Here is a 15,209-nt window from a genome sequence, read left to right as displayed (position 1 = left end):
GGGGTCGCCTTCGGGGCAGGCTTGGGGGCCGGCTTCGCCGGGGCGGACTTCTGCTCGGCGCGCGGCGCCGCCGCCTTCGGCTCAGCAGCCTTGGCCCCCGAGGACGCGGGGGCCGCGTCCTGGTACTTGCTGCGCATGGCTCGCTCGACCGGTGCCTCGAGCGTCGAGGACGCCGACCGGACGAACTCGCCCGCCGACTTCAGGTCGGCGAGCAGGGTCTTGCTCTCCACCCCGAGCTGCTTGGCCAGCTCGTGTACGCGGATCTTCGCCACAACTCTCCTGTCTCGGCCCTCCTGCGAGACAGGGAGGACCGTCGTTAGTACTGAGTACTCATCGCACGGAACTCATCGGGTGCCCATCGGCTTCTGACCCGCTTCCTTGTCGACTTCGATGGATGCGGCCGAGCAAGCTCGGTCGCGACAGCCCGGCCGCCTGAGACGGCACGGGCCGGAGGACTCAACGTTCCCGCTGCTCCAGATGATCCCGGACGCCCGAGAGGTCGAGCGGACCCGTGACACGCAACGCACGCGGCACGGCCCGACGACGCTCGGCGAGCGCCAGGCAGGCGGGCGTCGGATGGATCCAGGCGCCACGCCCCGGCAGGGACCCTCGCTCGTCGGCCATGAGGTGTTCCTCGTGACCCGACCGCTCGAGCACCAACCGCAGGAGAGCGGACCGCTGGTCACGCTCCCGGCACCCGACGCACGTCCGTACCGGACCGGAGATCTCCGGAGGGGTACGTGGGGAGGCCGAGGGCTGGGCGCGTGGCCCGGTCCCCGACAGTCTAGCGCGACGGCCCACCTGTCGTGACCGGCCTCAGCCCTCGGCCCCGCGGGACACCGCGGCGCCACCTGCGTCGTCACCGGCCGCCGTGCCCTCCGCGGGCGCGGCCTCGTCGGACCGGATGTCGATCCGCCAGCCCGTGAGCTTCGCGGCGAGACGGGCGTTCTGCCCCTCCTTGCCGATCGCCAGGGAGAGCTGGTAGTCGGGGACCACGGCGCGCGCGGCCTTCGCGTCGGCGTCGACGACGGTGACGGAGGTCACACGAGCCGGCGAGAGCGCGTTGGCCACGAAGCGGGCGGGGTCGTCGCTGTGGTCGACGATGTCGATCTTCTCGCCGTGCAGCTCCGCCATGACGGCGCGCACGCGGGCGCCCATCGGGCCGATGCAGGCCCCCTTGGCGTTGAGGCCCGCCACCTTGGACCGCACCGACACCTTGGAGCGGTGCCCCGCCTCCCGGGCGATCGCCGTGATCTCGACCGCGCCGTCCGCGATCTCCGGCACCTCGAGCTCGAAGAGCTTGCGGACCAGGCCGGGGTGGGTCCGGCTCAGGACGACCTGCGCGCCCTTCATCCCGCGGGACACCTCGACGACGTACGCGCGCAGCCGCTCGCCGTGCACGTACTCCTCCGTCGGCACCTGCTCGTGGGGCGGCAGCACGGCCTCCGTGCCGCCGACGTCGACGAGCACGACGCGGGGGTCGCGGCCCTGCTGGATGACGCCCGCGAGGACCTCGCCCTCCTTGCCGCGGAACATGCCCAGCACCTGGTCGTCCTCGGCGTCCCGCAGACGCTGCACGATGACCTGGCGGGCGGTGGCCGTGGCGATGCGGCCGAAGTCGGCCGGCGTGTGGTCGAACTCGGGGCCGAGCTCGATCGTCGGACGCGCGTCCGGGTCCTCGGGGTCAGGCGTCCGGATCTCCTCCCGCGCCCACACCGTCACGTGGCCGGACTTGCGGTCCACCTCGACGCGGGCGTGCTGGTATGCGTCCGGCGTGCGGTGGTAGGCCGACAGCAGCGCCTGCTCGATCGCGGCCACGAGGACGTCGAGACTGATGTCCCGCTCCCGCTCCAGCAGCCGGAGCGTGCTCATGTCGATGTCCATCGTCAGCCCTTCTCGTGACGGGCGTCGCCCGTGGTGTCGTCCTGCGCGTCGTCGTCCGCGCCCGTGTCCGTCTCGCCCGGCGCCTCGTCGAGGCGCTTGAGCTCGACCTCGATCTTTCCCTTGCGCACGTCGGCGACGGCGAGGCGCGTGCCGTCGTCCAGGACCAGCGCGGGCCCGCGGTCGTCGCCCGCAGCGTCCTCGACCTCGACCAGGCGCCCCTCGGCCGTCGTGCCGTCGTGCAGCCGGAGCGCGACCAGGCGGCCGCGGGCGCGCTTGAAGTGGCGCAGCTCGGTCAGGGGCCGCGACGTGCCGGGGGTGGAGGTCTCCAGCGTGTAGGCACCCGGGACCACGTCGTCGGCGTCCAGGGCCGCGGAGATCGCGCGTGCCACCTCGCCCAGGGTGTCGGAGTCGAGGCTGCCCAGCGCGTCCTCGGAGAGGTCCACCGTGACGCGCACGACCGACTTCGCGCCGGCCTGCGTCACGACGACGTCCTCCAGGTACAGGTCCGCCGCCTCGACCGCGGGGGCCACGACCCGCCGCACCGCCTCGGCCTTCGACCCGGCCGCCGTCGTACGGCCGTGCTGCGCTGCCATCGCTGCCTCCCGTGGGTCACGTCGTTGAACTGCCGTGTGCTCCCGCGCCGGGACGTCCCGCGGCCGGTGTGTCGTTGTGTGCAGCGTCCAGCGTAACGAACGACGGGCCCCGTTCGCGCCGCACGGCGTGCCCGGCCGCACGGAGGAACGTCACACCGGCGACCCCGCGCGCGTGGCATCATCGGCCACGATGGAACCGCAGCCCGCCCCCGCCCGGACCACCGCCCCCGCCGCGGGCACGGTCACGGCCCGGCGCCGCCCCCGGACGGCCGCCGCCGGCGCGGTCCTCGCCGTCGGGCTGCTGGCCGGCTGCGGCGTCCGTCTCGAGGCGCCGCCGGCGGCGGAGCCGGTCCCCGACGCCCTCGAGGTGGTGCGGCGCACGGCCGTCTCCGACGCCCTCCTGGTGGCGGACGGTGCCGAGGCGGCGCTCGTGGAGGTCCCGGCCGACCGGGAGCGCCTCGTCGGCGAGCTGACCCGCATCGCCGCGGACTCCCGCGTGCAGGCGGAGGCGCTGGGCGGCGAGTACGACTCCGGGCTGGCGACGGACGAGCCCACCGGCACGCAGTCCTCCGAGGCGGACGAGGTCGCCCCCGCCGACGTCGTCAAGGCCCTGGAGGACGCCGCCGCGCGCTCGCGCACCGCCGCCGGCACCACGACCGACGGCCCGCTCGCGCGCCTGGTCGCGTCCGTGGGGGCCGCGCAGACGGTCTCGGCCGAGCGGCTCGCGGCGCTCACCGACGCGAAGGGCCCCGACGTGACCGTGCCCCGGGTCCCCGCCCCCACCGGGGCGGGTCGCGCCGCGGAGGACGCCTCTCCCTCGCCCAGCGGGTCGGACGACGGTGCCGCGACGGCGGAGCGGGAGGGCGAGGAGCGCGACGGCGTGGTGCCGGAAGGCCTGACGGCGCACGACCTGAGCACCCTCGTGGTCTCCGAGGACGCGGCACGCTACGCGCTGCAGCTGCGCGCCGCGATCGGCTCCGGCGACAGGCGGGAGCGCCTCCTGGCGCGCGTCGTGCAGCACGGCGACCGGGCGGACGGCTGGGCCGCCGTCGCGGGGACCCAGGCCACGGGCCAGGACCCTCGCCGAGCCGCGTACGCCGTGCCCCGGGTCGCCGAGCTCGGCGACAAGGGCCTGGTGCTCGACCTCGAGAACGACCTCGCCACGGACTACGCGACGCTCGTCGGGACGACGACGGCGGGTACCCGGGGCGTGCTCGTCGACCTGCTGGTCGACTCCGCCGTCACGCTCGACGACTGGGGCGCCGACCCCGTGCCCTTCCCCGGCCTGCCGGAGCAGGCCGGGGACTGACGCCCGGGAACGGCGCCGCGGGCCGAGCCCGAAGGACTCAGCGGGCCAGCAGCGCGGCGACCTTGTCCGTCACGACCCGTGCGGCATCGGCCACGGGCACCTGCTCCGAGGTGCCGGCGCGGGGCCGGACCTCCACCACGCCGTCGGCCAGACCACGGCCGACCACGACGATCAGCGGCACGCCGAACAGCTCCGCGTCGGCGAACTTCACGCCGGGCGAGACCTTGGGACGGTCGTCGTAGACGACCTCCACACCTGCGTCGGCGAGCTCCGTGGCGAGCTTCTCGGCGGCGTCGAACACCTCGGCGCCCTTGCCCGTGGCCACGAGGTGGACGTGGGCCGGGGCGACCTGGATCGGCCAGGCGAGGCCCTTGTCGTCGTGGTTCCCCTCGGCGATCGCGGCGACCGCGCGGGTCACGCCCACGCCGTACGAGCCCATCGTCACGGTGACGGCCTTGCCGTTCTCGTCCAGCACCTTGAGGTCGAGCGCCTCGGCGAACTTGCGGCCCAGCTGGAACACGTGGCCCATCTCGATGCCGCGTGCCGTCTCGAGGGTCCCGTCGCCGTTCGGGCAGGGGTCGCCCGGACGGACCTCTGCCACCTCGATCGTGCCGTCCGCCGTGAAGTCCCGCCCCGCCACGAGGTCGACGACGTGCTTGCCGGGCTCGTTGGCGCCGGTCACCCAGCGCGTGCCCTCGACCACGCGGGGGTCGAGCAGGTAGCGGATCTTCGACGTCCCCTCCTCGCCCAGCGCGCCGGGACCGATGTACCCCTTGACCAGCTCCGGGTGCGCGGCGAAGTCGGCCTCGCCGAAGGGCGTGAACTCCGCCGGGTAGAAGGCGGCCTCCATGCGCTTGACGTCGACCTCCCGGTCGCCGGGGACGCCGATCGCGACGGCCTCGGAGGTGCCGTCCGGGTGGTCCAGGCGGAACAGCACGTTCTTGAGGGTGTCCCCCGCCTGCCAGGGCCGGTCGTCGCGGGGGAACCGCTCGTTGAGGTGGTCGACGAGCGAGTCGATCGTCGGCGTGCCGGGGGTGTCCTCGGCGTGCGCCGCAGCCGTGCCCTCGTAGGGGACCGGGTCCGGCACGGGGGCCTTCGCCGCCTCGACGTTCGCGGCGTAGCCGCAGGCGCGGCACTCGACGTAGGTGTCCTCGCCGATCGCCGACTTGGCGAGGAACTCCTCCGACTTCGAGCCGCCCATCGCCCCGGCGTGGGCCGAGACGATGACGTACTCGAAGCCGAAGCGGTCGAAGATCCGCTGGTAGGCGGCGCGGTGCTTCGCGTAGCTGGCGTCCAGCCCCGCGTCGTCGACGTCGAACGAGTACGAGTCCTTCATGATGAACTCGCGGCCGCGGATGAGGCCCGCGCGGGGGCGCGCCTCGTCGCGGTACTTGTTCTGGATCTGGTACAGCGCCAGGGGCAGGTCCTTGTACGAGGAGTACAGGTCCTTGACCAGGAGGGTGAACATCTCCTCGTGCGTCGGCGCGAGGAGATAGTCGCTCTCCTTGCGGTCCTTCAGCCGGAAGATGTTGGGCCCGTACTCGGTCCAGCGGCCGGTGGCCTCGTAGGGCTCCCGCGGCAGCAGCGCCGGGAAGTGCACCTCCTGCGCGCCGATCGCGTCCATCTCCTCGCGCACGACGGCCTCGACCTTCGCCAGGACCCGCAGGCCGAGGGGCAGCCACGTGTAGATGCCGGGCGCGGCGCGGCGGATGTAGCCGGCGCGAACGAGCAGCCGGTGGCTCGCGACCTCGGCGTCGGCCGGGTCCTCGCGCAGCGTGCGGACGAAGAGCTGGGACAGGCGGAGCAGGTCGCCCTGGGGCCTGCGGGCGGACACGATCGACATGGGGGCAAGCCTAGCGGCGCCGAGGCCCTCCCCTGGTCGCCGTCGGACCGGGCTGGCAGCATGGCCGCATGCCCGAGCTTCCCGAGGTGCAGGCGTTGGCGACGTTCCTCGACGAGCGCACGTCCGGCCGCCGGATCGCCGCGGCCGACGTCGCGGCCATCGCCGCGCTGAAGACGTTCGACCCGCCCGTCACCGCCCTCGTCGGGCGGGAGGTCGCCGGCGTCGCCCGGCACGGCAAGTGGGTCGATCTCACGGCCGCGGGGGACGACGGCGCGGTCCACCTGCTGTTCCACCTCTCGCGCGGCGGCTGGGTGCGGTGGTCGGACCAGGCGCCCACCACCCCCGTGCGGCCGAGGATGGGGGGCTCGTCGCGCGGTCCGGCGCTGGCGCTGCGGGTGCGCCTGGACGACGGCGCCGGCTTCGACCTCACCGAGGCCGGCACCCGCAAGCGGCTGGCGGTGTACGTGGTGCGCGACCCGCAGGAGGTGGAGCAGGTCGCGACGCTCGGCGTCGACCCCTTGTCGCCGGAGTTCACCGTGGACGCGCTCGCCGCGCTGATGCAGGACAAGAACCAGCAGGTCAAGGGCCTGCTGCGCGACCAGCGGGCCATCGCCGGCATCGGCAACGCCTACTCCGACGAGATCCTGCACGTGGCGCGCACGTCCCCGTTCAAGCTCACGCGGTCCTTCACCGCGGCGGAGGTCGCGGCGCTGCACGAGGCCGTCGTGACGACCGTGCGCGACGCCGTCGCCGCGTCGTCCGGCAAGCCCGCGAAGGAGCTCAAGGACGCCAAGCGGGCGGGCATGCGCGTGCACGGCCGCACCGGCGAGGCCTGCCCCGTGTGCGGCGACGTCGTCCGCGAGGTCAGCTTCGCCGACCGGTCGCTGCAGTACTGCGCCACGTGCCAGACCGGCGGGCAGGTGCTGGCCGACCGGCGGATGTCGAAGCTGCTGAAGTAGCAGCGCCGGCGACTGCCTCAGCCGGCGGCGACCGCCTCCCGCGACGCCACGAAGGCGTCGACGCAGGTGCGGACCTGCTCGGGCGTGTGCGCGGCGGACAGCTGCACCCGGATGCGCGCCTCTCCGCGGGGCACCACCGGGAAGCTGAACGCGGTCACGTACACCCCGCGCTCCCCCATGGCCTCGGCCATCCGCGCCGCAAGGACGGCGTCGCCGAACATCACGGGCACGATCGGGTGCTCGCCGGGCAGGAGGTCGAAGCCCGCCTCCGTCATGAGCCGCCGGAACAGCTCCGCGTTCTCGCCGAGGCGCGCGCGCAGGTCGGCGGACCCCTCGACGAGGTCGAGCGCCGTGGAGGTGCCCGCCACGATCATCGGCGCGAGCGTGTTGGAGAACAGGTAGGGCCGCGCGCGCTGCCGCAGGAGGTCCACGATCTCCTGGTGCGCCGCGACGTAGCCGCCGGAGGCCCCGCCCAGGGCCTTGCCGAACGTCCCCGTGAGGATGTCGACCCGGTCGGCGACACCGCACAGCTCGGGCGTCCCGCGCCCGTGGTCGCCCATGAACCCGACCGCATGGGAGTCGTCGACGAGCACGAGCGCCGAGTACCGGTCGGCCAGGTCGCAGATCTCCTGCAGGGGCGCGAGGTAGCCGTCCATGGAGAAGACGCCGTCGGTGACGATCACGACGTGCCGCGCGCCGCCGTCGCGTGCCGCGCGCAGCTGGTCCTCGAGGTCCGCCATGTCGCGGTTGCGGTAGCGGAAGCGGGCCGCCTTCGACAGCCGGATGCCGTCGATGAGCGAGGCGTGGTTGAGCGCGTCGGACACGATGGCGTCCTCGGCGCCGAAGAGCGTCTCGAACACGCCGCCGTTAGCGTCGAAGCACGACGAGAACAGGATGGCGTCGTCCGTCTCCAGGAAGCCCGCGAGCCGCTGCTCCAGCTCCCGGTGCTGGTCCTGCGTGCCGCAGATGAACCGCACGCTGGCGAGGCCGTAGCCCCAGGTGTCCAGGGCGTCGCGCGCGGCCGCGAGGATGCGCGGGTCGTCTGCCAGGCCGAGGTAGTTGTTGGCGCAGAAGTTGAGCAGGTCCGCGCCGTCGGCGCGGATGCGGGCGCCCTGCGGCCCCGCGATCCCGCGCTCGTGCTTCGTCAGGCCCGCCCGCTCGATCTCCTCGAGCTCGCCCGCCAGGTGCTCCCGGAACGCCCCGTACATCTACGCCTCCGCTCCCGTGGCCGCCCCGAGGGGCGCCCCGTCCGTCCAGTCCGTCCAGTCGAGCACGACCTTGCCGCCGTGCGCCGAGGCCGCAGCCTCGAAGCCCTCGCGCCACCGGCTCGCGGGGAGCCGGTCGGTGACGACGGACGCGATCGCCGTGCGCAACGTCTCGCTCGTGCGCAGCATCGCGTCCATCGCCTGCCACGTCTCGAACATCTCGCGGCCGTAGATGCCCTTGAGGGTGAGCATGTGCGTCACCACGGTGCCCCAGTCGACGGCGATCGGGCCCGACGGGAGGCCGAGCATCGCGATGCGACCGCCGTGGTTCATGTTCGCGATCATCTCGGGCAGCGCGCTCGGGGCGCCGCTCATCTCGAAGCCGACGTCGAACCCCTCGCGCAGCCCCAGCTCCCGCTGGGCGTCGGCGACGCGCGCGGTGCGCACGTCCAGGGCGGCGTCCGCACCCATCGCGCGCGCCATCTCGAGCCGCGCCGGGCTCACGTCGGTGCCGACCACGAGGTGCGCGCCGGCGTGCCGGGCGACGGCGATCGCCATGAGGCCGATCGGGCCGCAGCCGGAGACGAGGACGTCCTCCCCGATCACCGGGAACGCGAGGGCCGTGTGCACGGCGTTGCCGAGCGGGTCGAAGACGGCGGCGACGTCCAGGTCGACGCCCGCGTGGTGCACCCACACGTTGGTCGCGGGCAGCACCACGAACTCGGCGAACGCGCCGTCGCGGTGCAGGCCGAGGCCCTGGGTCCGGATGCACATCTGCCGGCGCCCGGCGCGGCAGTTGCGGCACGTGCCGCACACGATGTGGCCCTCGCCCGACACGATGTCGCCGACGGCCACGTCGTGCACGAGCTCGCCGACCTCCACGACCTCGCCGACGAACTCGTGCCCGGGCACCAGCGGCGCGGTGATCGTCGAGGCCGCCCACTCGTCCCAGCGCTCGATGTGCAGGTCCGTGCCGCAGATGCCGGTGCGCAGCACGCGGATCTTCACGTCGCCGATCCCCGCCTCCGGCTCCGGCCGGTCCACGAGCTCGAGCCCGGGTCCCGGACCCGGCTTGTAGAGCGCCTTCACCCTGCGACCTCCGTCGCCAACGTCGTCGTCACGGCTGCACCCTCTCACGCATCGGCAGGAACGCCGCCGACCCTAGACCGAAGATGACTCAAACCACAATCTTCCGATCAGGAACGAGCATCCAGGGACGAGGCTTGCCGCTCGGCGCGCCCGGGACATGGCTAGAAGAGGACGGTCGTGAAGGTGCCGACCTGCTCGAAGCCGACGCGGCGGTACGTGGCGAGCGCCGGGGCATTGAAGGCGTTCACGTACAGGGACACGACGGGGGCGACCTCGCGCCGCGTCGCGACCACGACCGCCGCCATGCCGGGCGCCGCCAGCCCCTCGCCCCGACGTGCGGGGTCCACCCACACGCCCTGGACCTGGGCCACGCCGCCCGCCACGGCACCGAGCTCGGCCTTGAAGGCCACGACGCCGACGGGGTCGGCCGCGTCCACCCGCACGAACGACCTGCCCTCCGCGACCAGCGACCGCACGCGCAGGGCGTAGGCGCTGCCGGGGGACGCGGCGGGGACGTACCCGACCTCCTCGGCGAACATGCGCACGCACGCCGGCAGCACCACGTCGACCTCGGCCAGGGTCGACCGCCGCACGGCCGGATCGGGCTCGACGTCGGGGTCGCGCGCGATGGCGAGGGACGGCTGGTCGGCGCGCACCTCGCGCGCCGGGGGCCAGAACGGGGCGAGCAGCTCCCAGAGCGCGAGGGCGGCGGTCCGCTCCCCCACGACGGACGACGACCGGCGCCCCTGCGCGCGAGCGAGGGCCGCGAACGCTGCCACCGCGTCGTCGGCGTCGGACCCGGACAGGCCGGGGGCCAGGACGGGCACGAGGTTGGCGCCCGACCAGCAGACCGCGACGAGCGGGCCGACGGCGGGGAAGCCCCAGACCTGCCCGCCGGCGGCCGCGAGGCCGACGTCGGCGGCGGCCTCCAGGCGCGACGCCGCGAGCACGGAGGTCACCGGGTCCTGCGCACACAGCGCGCGGGCCTCCGCGAGGTCCTGCTGGCCGAGCAGGCGGGCGCGCGGGCGGCGCGCGTCGAGCCCCCGCGCAGGCTCGCCACGCGGGCGCACCACCGGTCGCCAGCCGCCCATCACGCCCCCTTCGCCGCCGCGGGCCCCGTCCTCATCGTGCCTGCCGCGGGGCCGTCAGCCGACCGAGACCACGGGGGCGCCGGCCTGGGCGTCGTTCTCGGGGGCGGGCATCGACTCCGCGATGCGCATCGCCTCCTCGATGAGCGTCTCGACGATCATCGCCTCCGGCACGGTCTTGATGACCTCGCCCTTGACGAAGATCTGGCCCTTGCCGTTGCCGGACGCGACACCGAGGTCGGCCTCGCGCGCCTCCCCCGGGCCGTTCACGACGCAGCCCATGACCGCGACGCGCAGCGGGACCGTCATGCCCTCGAGGCCGGCCGTGACCTTCTCGGCGAGCGTGTAGACGTCCACCTGCGCGCGGCCGCACGACGGGCACGAGACGATCTCGAGCTTGCGCGGGCGCAGGTTGAGCGCCTGCAGGATCTGCGTGCCGACCTTGACCTCCTCGACCGGCGGCGCCGACAGCGACACGCGGATCGTGTCGCCGATGCCCTGGCTCAGCAGGGCGCCGAACGCGGTGGCCGACTTGATCGTGCCCTGGAACGCCGGGCCGGCCTCGGTGACGCCGAGGTGCAGCGGCCAGTCGCCGCGCTGCGCGAGGAGCTGGTAGGCCCGCACCATGACGACCGGGTCGTTGTGCTTCACGGAGATCTTGAAGTCGTGGAAGTCGTGCTCCTCGAAGAGCGACGCCTCCCACACGGCCGACTCCACCAGGGCCTCGGCGGTGGGCTTGCCGTACTTCTCCAGCAGCCGCTTGTCGAGCGACCCGGCGTTGACGCCGATCCGCAGCGACACGCCGGCGTCGGAGGCTGCGCGCGCGATCTCCTTGACCTGGTCGTCGAACCGGCGGATGTTGCCCGGGTTCACCCGCACCGCGGCGCAGCCCGCGTCGATCGCGGCGAACACGTACTTGGGCTGGAAGTGGATGTCGGCGATGACGGGGATCTGCGACTTCTTCGCGATGGCGGGCAGCGCGTCGGCGTCGTCGGAGGTCGGGACGGCGACGCGCACGATGTCGCAGCCGGCGGCGGTGAGCTCGGCGATCTGCTGCAGCGTCGCGTTGATGTCCGTGGTCGGGGTGGTCGTCATGGACTGGATGCTGATCGGCGCGTCCCCGCCGACGGCTACCTTGCCCACCTGGATCTTGCGGGACTTGCGCCGGGGGGCCAGCGTGGGAGCGGGCGGGGTCGGCATGCCGAGGTTCACTGCAGTCACGGTGCCAGTATCGCGCGTCCGGGCGCGGGTACCGCACCCGGTGACCGGACGCGCACCAGATCGCCGCATCCGCTGCGCACCGCGGACATCCGACCCGGTGCGCCGGATCGCCGACGGGGGCGGCTAAGAACCTGCCGAGTGCGACCATTAGTGCTCGTTTCATGGCAGACTTGATCACGTTCACGCAAACGCCAGGAGGGCCAAGGACATGACCGGATTCCACGTCACCGCCGAGATCGCCAGCCAGCCGGACACGTGGCGGCGCACGGCGGCCGTCGCCCGCGAGCACGCCGACCTGCTCCCCGCCGCCGGGGCCCGCGTCGCCGTCGTCGGGTGCGGCACCTCGTGGTTCGTCGCCCAGGCCTATGCCGCTCGACGCGAAGAGCTCGGCCTCGGGGAGACCGACGCGTTCGCCGGCAGCGAGTTCCCGTACGGGCGCCGCTACGACCTGGTCGTCGCGGTCACCCGCTCGGGCACCACGACGGAGATCCGCGAGCTGCTCGGCCGCGTGCGCGGCACGCAGCCCACGCTCGCGATCGTGGGCGACCCGGCGTCCCCCGCCGTCACGGAGGCCGACCGCACCGTCGTCCTGGACTTCGCGGACGAGACGTCGGTCGTGCAGACCCGCTTCGCCACGTCCGCCCTCGGCCTGCTGCGCGCCGGGCTCGGCGACGACCTCGAGGCACTGGCCGACGCGGCCGAGCCTGCCGTGGCGGAGCCGCTGCCGGCCGAGTGGGTCGGGCGCCGCCAGTACGTCTTCCTCGGCCGCGGCCCGGCCGTCGGCGTCGCGAACGAGGCCGCCCTCAAGATGCGGGAGGCGTCGCTCGCCTGGGCCGAGTCGTACCCCGCGATGGACTACCGGCACGGGCCGATCTCGGTCGCCGACGAGACCAGCGTCGTCTTCCTGCTCGGCGAGGACGTGCCCGGCCTCGCCGACGACGTCGCGCGCACCGGCGCGCTCGCCGTCCGCCTGGACGAGGACCCGCAGGTCGCCCTCGTGCGCCTGCAGCGCCTCGCCGTCGCGAACGCCGAGCACCAGGGGCTCGACCCCGACGCCCCGCGCAACCTCACCCGCTCGGTCGTCCTGGACCCCGCGGCCTCATGACCGGCGCACCCGCGAGCCCGGACCCGGGCTCGCTCGTCGTCGCGCTCGACGTCGGCGGGACCGACGTCAAGGCGGTGCTCGCGAGCCGGGACGGGGTGCTCGAGCGGCGCACCGTCCCCACGCGCGCGGACGGCGGACCCGACGCGGCGGTCCGCTCCGTCCTCGACGTGGTCGCCGACCTGCGCGCCGTCGCACCCGCCGGGGGCGAGGTCGTGGCGGTCGGGCTGGCCGTCCCGGGTGCCGTGGACGACGAGCGCGGCCTCGTGGTCCAGGCGGAGAACCTCGGGTGGGCCGACCTCCCGGTGCGCGACCTCGTCGCGGAGGCGACCGGGCTGCCCGTCGGCTTCGGGCACGACGTGCGCGCCGGGGCCCTCGCCGAGTGGCGGTACGGCGCCGCGCGCGGCGCGGCGGACCACGCGTACCTGTCTGTCGGCACGGGGATCGCCGCCGCCCTCGTGCTGCGCGGCGAGCCCTACGTCGGGGGCGGGTACGCGGGCGAGGTCGGCCACGGCGGGCCGCAGGGCGGTGCGCCGTGCCCCTGCGGCGGGCGCGGCTGCCCCGAGACCGACGCCTCGGCCGCGGGGATCGCGCGCCACTACCGCGAGCGCACCGGTGCCGCGGCGGCCGACGTCCGCGGGTCGGCCGAGGTGCTGCGCCGCGCGCGGTCGGGCGACGACGTCGCACGCCAGGTCTGGGACCACGGCGTGGAGCGCCTCGGTGGCCTCGTCGCCGACCTCGTCCGCGTGCTGGCGCTCCCGCTCGTCGTCGTCGGCGGCGGGATCGTCCGCGCCGGGGACGACCTCTTCGACCCCTTGCGCGCCGCGGTGGCCCGCCACCTCACGTACCACCCGGTCCCCCGGGTGGTACCCGCGCTGCTCGGCGCCGACGCCGGCGTCCGAGGTGCGGAGCTGCTCGCCTGGGACGCCGTGCCGCAGGGGCGCCCGTGACCCGCGTCGTCGCCGTCACCCCGAACCCCGCCTGGGACGTGACCTACGGCGTCGACCGGCTGGAGCCGGGCGAGTCCCTGCGGGTGCGGACGGCCACGGGGCGCGCGGGGGGCAAGGGCGTGAACGTCGCACGCGTCGCGCGCACCCTCGGCCGTCCCTCCCTCGTCGTGACCACGGCGGGCGGCCCGCTCGGCGCCGCGTTCCGGGACGACCTGGAGGCCGCGGGCCAGGACGCCCTGCTCGTGCCCGTCACCGGGCCCACCCGGCAGAGCGTCACGGTCGTGCCGGCCGACGGCGCCCACCCCACGGTCCTCAACGAGCCCGGTGCTGCGCCGTCCGGCGCGGAGTGGTCGGCGCTCGTCGACGCCGTGGCCCGCGCCGCCGCGCCCGGCGACGTCGTCACGGTCTCCGGCTCCCTGCCCCCGGGCACGACGCAGGACCGGTTCGCGGACCTGCTCGGCGCGGCGTGCGGCACCGGCGCTCTCGTGGTGGTCGACACGTCCGGTCCCGCGCTGCGCTGGGCCGCGCAGGCCGGGGCCCACCTGCTCAAGCCGAACCGCGCCGAGCTCGCCGACGCGACCGGCCTCTCCGACCCCGCCGACGCCGTGGCCGCGCTGCAGCGGCTCGGTGCCGGCGACGTCGTGGTGACCGACGGCGCCGCCGGGATGACGGCGTACACGCCCGGCGCCGGCGGCCCCCGCGTGGTCGCCCGTGCCCGGCTGTCCGGTCCGCCCCTGGCTGGCAACCCCACAGGGGCCGGCGACGCCGCGGCCGCAGCCCTCGCCGTGGGTCTCGCCGAGCAGGGCCCTGAGAGCGGCCCTGAGCGCGGCACTCAGCACCGCCCTGAGGACGGCCCTCAGCACCGCCCTCAGGACGGTCCTCGGCACCACCCTCAGGACGGCCCGGCCGGACTCGGCCCGGACCTGCTCGCCCTCGCCGTCGCCGCGTCCGCGGCCGCGGTGCTGCGCCCCGTCGCGGGCGACGTCGACCCCGCCGACGTGGCGGCGCTCCGCACGCGTGTCGTGCTGACCTGACACGTCCCACCCGCAGCGTGCCGGGACCCACCCGGTCCCCGCCCGCCCCGTCCCCCTCCGTCCACCCGCAGAATCGAGACCCTCGTGCCCCTCGTCACCACCGACGTGCTCCTCGCCCCCGCCCGCGCCGCCGCCCGGGGCGTCGGCGCGTTCAACGTCGTCCAGCTCGAGCACGCGGAGGCGTTCGTCGCCGCCGCGGAGCGCGTCGGCACGGGCGTCGTGCTGCAGGTCAGCCAGAACGCGGTCAGGTACCACGGGTCGCTCGCCCCGGTCGGCGCGGCGTGCCTCGCCCTGGCCCGCGCCTCGGCCGCGCCCGTGGCCGTGCACCTCGACCATGCGGACGACCGCGCGCTGGTGGCCGAGGCGATCGACCTCGGGTTCACGTCGGTGATGTACGACGGTTCGGCGCTCGCCTACGACGACAACGTGGCCTCGACCGCCGAGGTGGTGCAGGCCGCGCACGCGGCCGGCGTGGTCGTCGAGGCCGAGCTCGGGGAGGTCGGCGGCAAGGACGGCGTGCACGCCCCCGGCGTGCGGACGGACCCGGACGAGGCGGCGGCGTTCGTGGCCGCGACCCGGGTGGACGCGCTCGCGGTCGCCGTCGGGTCGTCGCACGCGATGACCGACCGCACCGCCGCCCTCGACCTCGACCGGGTCGCCCGCCTGCGCCAGGCCGTGGACGTCCCCCTCGTCCTGCACGGGTCCTCGGGGGTGCCCGACGACGAGCTGGTGCGCGCCGTGCGCGCCGGCATGACGAAGATCAACGTGTCCACGCACCTCAACGGGGTGTTCACGCGCGCGGTGCGCGACCGCCTGGACGCGGACCCGCGCCTGGTCGACCCGCGCAAGTACGTCGGCCCGGCCCGGGACGCCGTGGCCGACGAGGTGGCTCGCCTGCTGCGCCTCTTCGGCGGCGCACCGGCCTGACGGGC

Annotated in this window: 15 protein-coding genes; 6 read left to right on the top strand and 9 right to left on the bottom strand. The window is 74.9% G+C overall.

The window, feature by feature from the left end; all coding sequences use genetic code 11:
* The 4 genes from ACFT55_RS07010 to rimP form a co-directional block, all read right to left on the bottom strand.
* Positions 1–272 (bottom strand): translation initiation factor IF-2 N-terminal domain-containing protein (locus tag ACFT55_RS07010; protein WP_380242992.1); only part of this gene is annotated, 272 nt, incomplete at its 3' end.
* A 184-nt stretch (positions 273–456) separates the two neighbouring features.
* The gene (locus ACFT55_RS07005) at positions 457–801 is read right to left on the bottom strand and encodes a YlxR family protein (RefSeq protein ID WP_380242990.1); all 345 of its coding nucleotides are present in this window, start codon (positions 799–801) and stop codon (positions 457–459) included.
* Positions 802–816: 15 nt separating this feature from the next.
* The gene (gene nusA / locus ACFT55_RS07000; RefSeq protein ID WP_380242988.1) at positions 817–1,884 is read right to left on the bottom strand and encodes a transcription termination factor NusA; all 1,068 of its coding nucleotides are present in this window, start codon (positions 1,882–1,884) and stop codon (positions 817–819) included.
* A 2-nt stretch (positions 1,885–1,886) separates the two neighbouring features.
* On the bottom strand, positions 1,887–2,477 hold the full coding sequence (rimP, locus tag ACFT55_RS06995) for a ribosome maturation factor RimP (protein ID WP_380242986.1): 591 nt from the start codon (positions 2,475–2,477) through the stop codon (positions 1,887–1,889).
* A 190-nt stretch (positions 2,478–2,667) separates the two neighbouring features.
* On the opposite strand from rimP, the gene ACFT55_RS06990 reads away from it, so the two are divergent.
* A complete protein-coding gene (locus tag ACFT55_RS06990) occupies positions 2,668–3,786 on the top strand; it encodes a DUF4439 domain-containing protein (RefSeq protein WP_380242984.1) in 1,119 nt (372 codons plus the stop codon).
* 37 nt (positions 3,787–3,823) lie between these two features.
* On the opposite strand, the gene ACFT55_RS06985 is transcribed toward ACFT55_RS06990, so the two are convergent.
* Entirely contained in the window at positions 3,824–5,629 is a 1,806-nt protein-coding gene (locus ACFT55_RS06985) for a proline--tRNA ligase (protein WP_380242982.1), read from the bottom strand.
* Positions 5,630–5,697: 68 nt separating this feature from the next.
* Here ACFT55_RS06985 and ACFT55_RS06980 point away from each other — a divergent pair, with 68 nt between their 5' ends.
* Positions 5,698–6,588, top strand: a complete 891-nt coding sequence (locus ACFT55_RS06980) for a DNA-formamidopyrimidine glycosylase family protein (RefSeq protein WP_380242980.1) — start codon at positions 5,698–5,700, stop codon at positions 6,586–6,588.
* 17 nt (positions 6,589–6,605) lie between these two features.
* Here the strand turns inward: ACFT55_RS06980 and ACFT55_RS06975 are convergent, their stop codons facing one another.
* The 4 genes from ACFT55_RS06975 to ispG all read right to left on the bottom strand — a co-directional run bounded on the left by ACFT55_RS06975 (position 6,606) and on the right by ispG (position 11,170).
* The gene (locus ACFT55_RS06975) at positions 6,606–7,796 is read right to left on the bottom strand and encodes a glycine C-acetyltransferase (RefSeq protein ID WP_380242977.1); all 1,191 of its coding nucleotides are present in this window, start codon (positions 7,794–7,796) and stop codon (positions 6,606–6,608) included.
* Positions 7,797–8,882 (bottom strand): L-threonine 3-dehydrogenase, encoded by a 1,086-nt coding sequence (gene tdh / locus ACFT55_RS06970; RefSeq protein ID WP_380242975.1) that lies wholly within the window; start codon positions 8,880–8,882, stop codon positions 7,797–7,799.
* Between the two features lie 161 nt (positions 8,883–9,043).
* A complete protein-coding gene (locus tag ACFT55_RS06965; protein WP_380242973.1) occupies positions 9,044–9,973 on the bottom strand; it encodes a GNAT family N-acetyltransferase in 930 nt (309 codons plus the stop codon).
* Positions 9,974–10,027: 54 nt separating this feature from the next.
* Positions 10,028–11,170: a flavodoxin-dependent (E)-4-hydroxy-3-methylbut-2-enyl-diphosphate synthase gene (ispG, locus tag ACFT55_RS06960; protein ID WP_380242996.1), complete on the bottom strand. Its 1,143-nt coding sequence runs from the start codon at positions 11,168–11,170 to the stop codon at positions 10,028–10,030.
* 229 nt (positions 11,171–11,399) lie between these two features.
* Here ispG and ACFT55_RS06955 point away from each other — a divergent pair, with 229 nt between their 5' ends.
* The 4 genes from ACFT55_RS06955 (at position 11,400) to ACFT55_RS06940 (ending at position 15,204) form a co-directional block, all read left to right on the top strand.
* Positions 11,400–12,296, top strand: a complete 897-nt coding sequence (locus tag ACFT55_RS06955; protein ID WP_380242971.1) for an SIS domain-containing protein — start codon at positions 11,400–11,402, stop codon at positions 12,294–12,296.
* Entirely contained in the window at positions 12,293–13,243 is a 951-nt protein-coding gene (locus ACFT55_RS06950) for an ROK family protein (RefSeq protein WP_380242969.1), read from the top strand. The genes ACFT55_RS06955 and ACFT55_RS06950 overlap by 4 nt, the downstream gene beginning before the upstream one ends.
* Positions 13,240–14,277, top strand: coding sequence for a 1-phosphofructokinase family hexose kinase (locus ACFT55_RS06945; RefSeq protein ID WP_380242966.1), 1,038 nt, complete (start codon positions 13,240–13,242; stop codon positions 14,275–14,277). The genes ACFT55_RS06950 and ACFT55_RS06945 overlap by 4 nt, the downstream gene beginning before the upstream one ends.
* A gap of 84 nt (positions 14,278–14,361) precedes the next feature.
* Entirely contained in the window at positions 14,362–15,204 is an 843-nt protein-coding gene (locus ACFT55_RS06940; protein WP_380242964.1) for a ketose-bisphosphate aldolase, read from the top strand.
* The last annotated feature ends 5 nt before the right edge of the window (positions 15,205–15,209 follow it).

Source organism: Isoptericola sp. NPDC057191 (assembly GCF_042670225.1).
Taxonomy (GTDB): Bacteria; Actinomycetota; Actinomycetes; order Actinomycetales; family Cellulomonadaceae; genus Isoptericola.
This window is presented reverse-complemented; position numbering and strand designations above follow the sequence as displayed.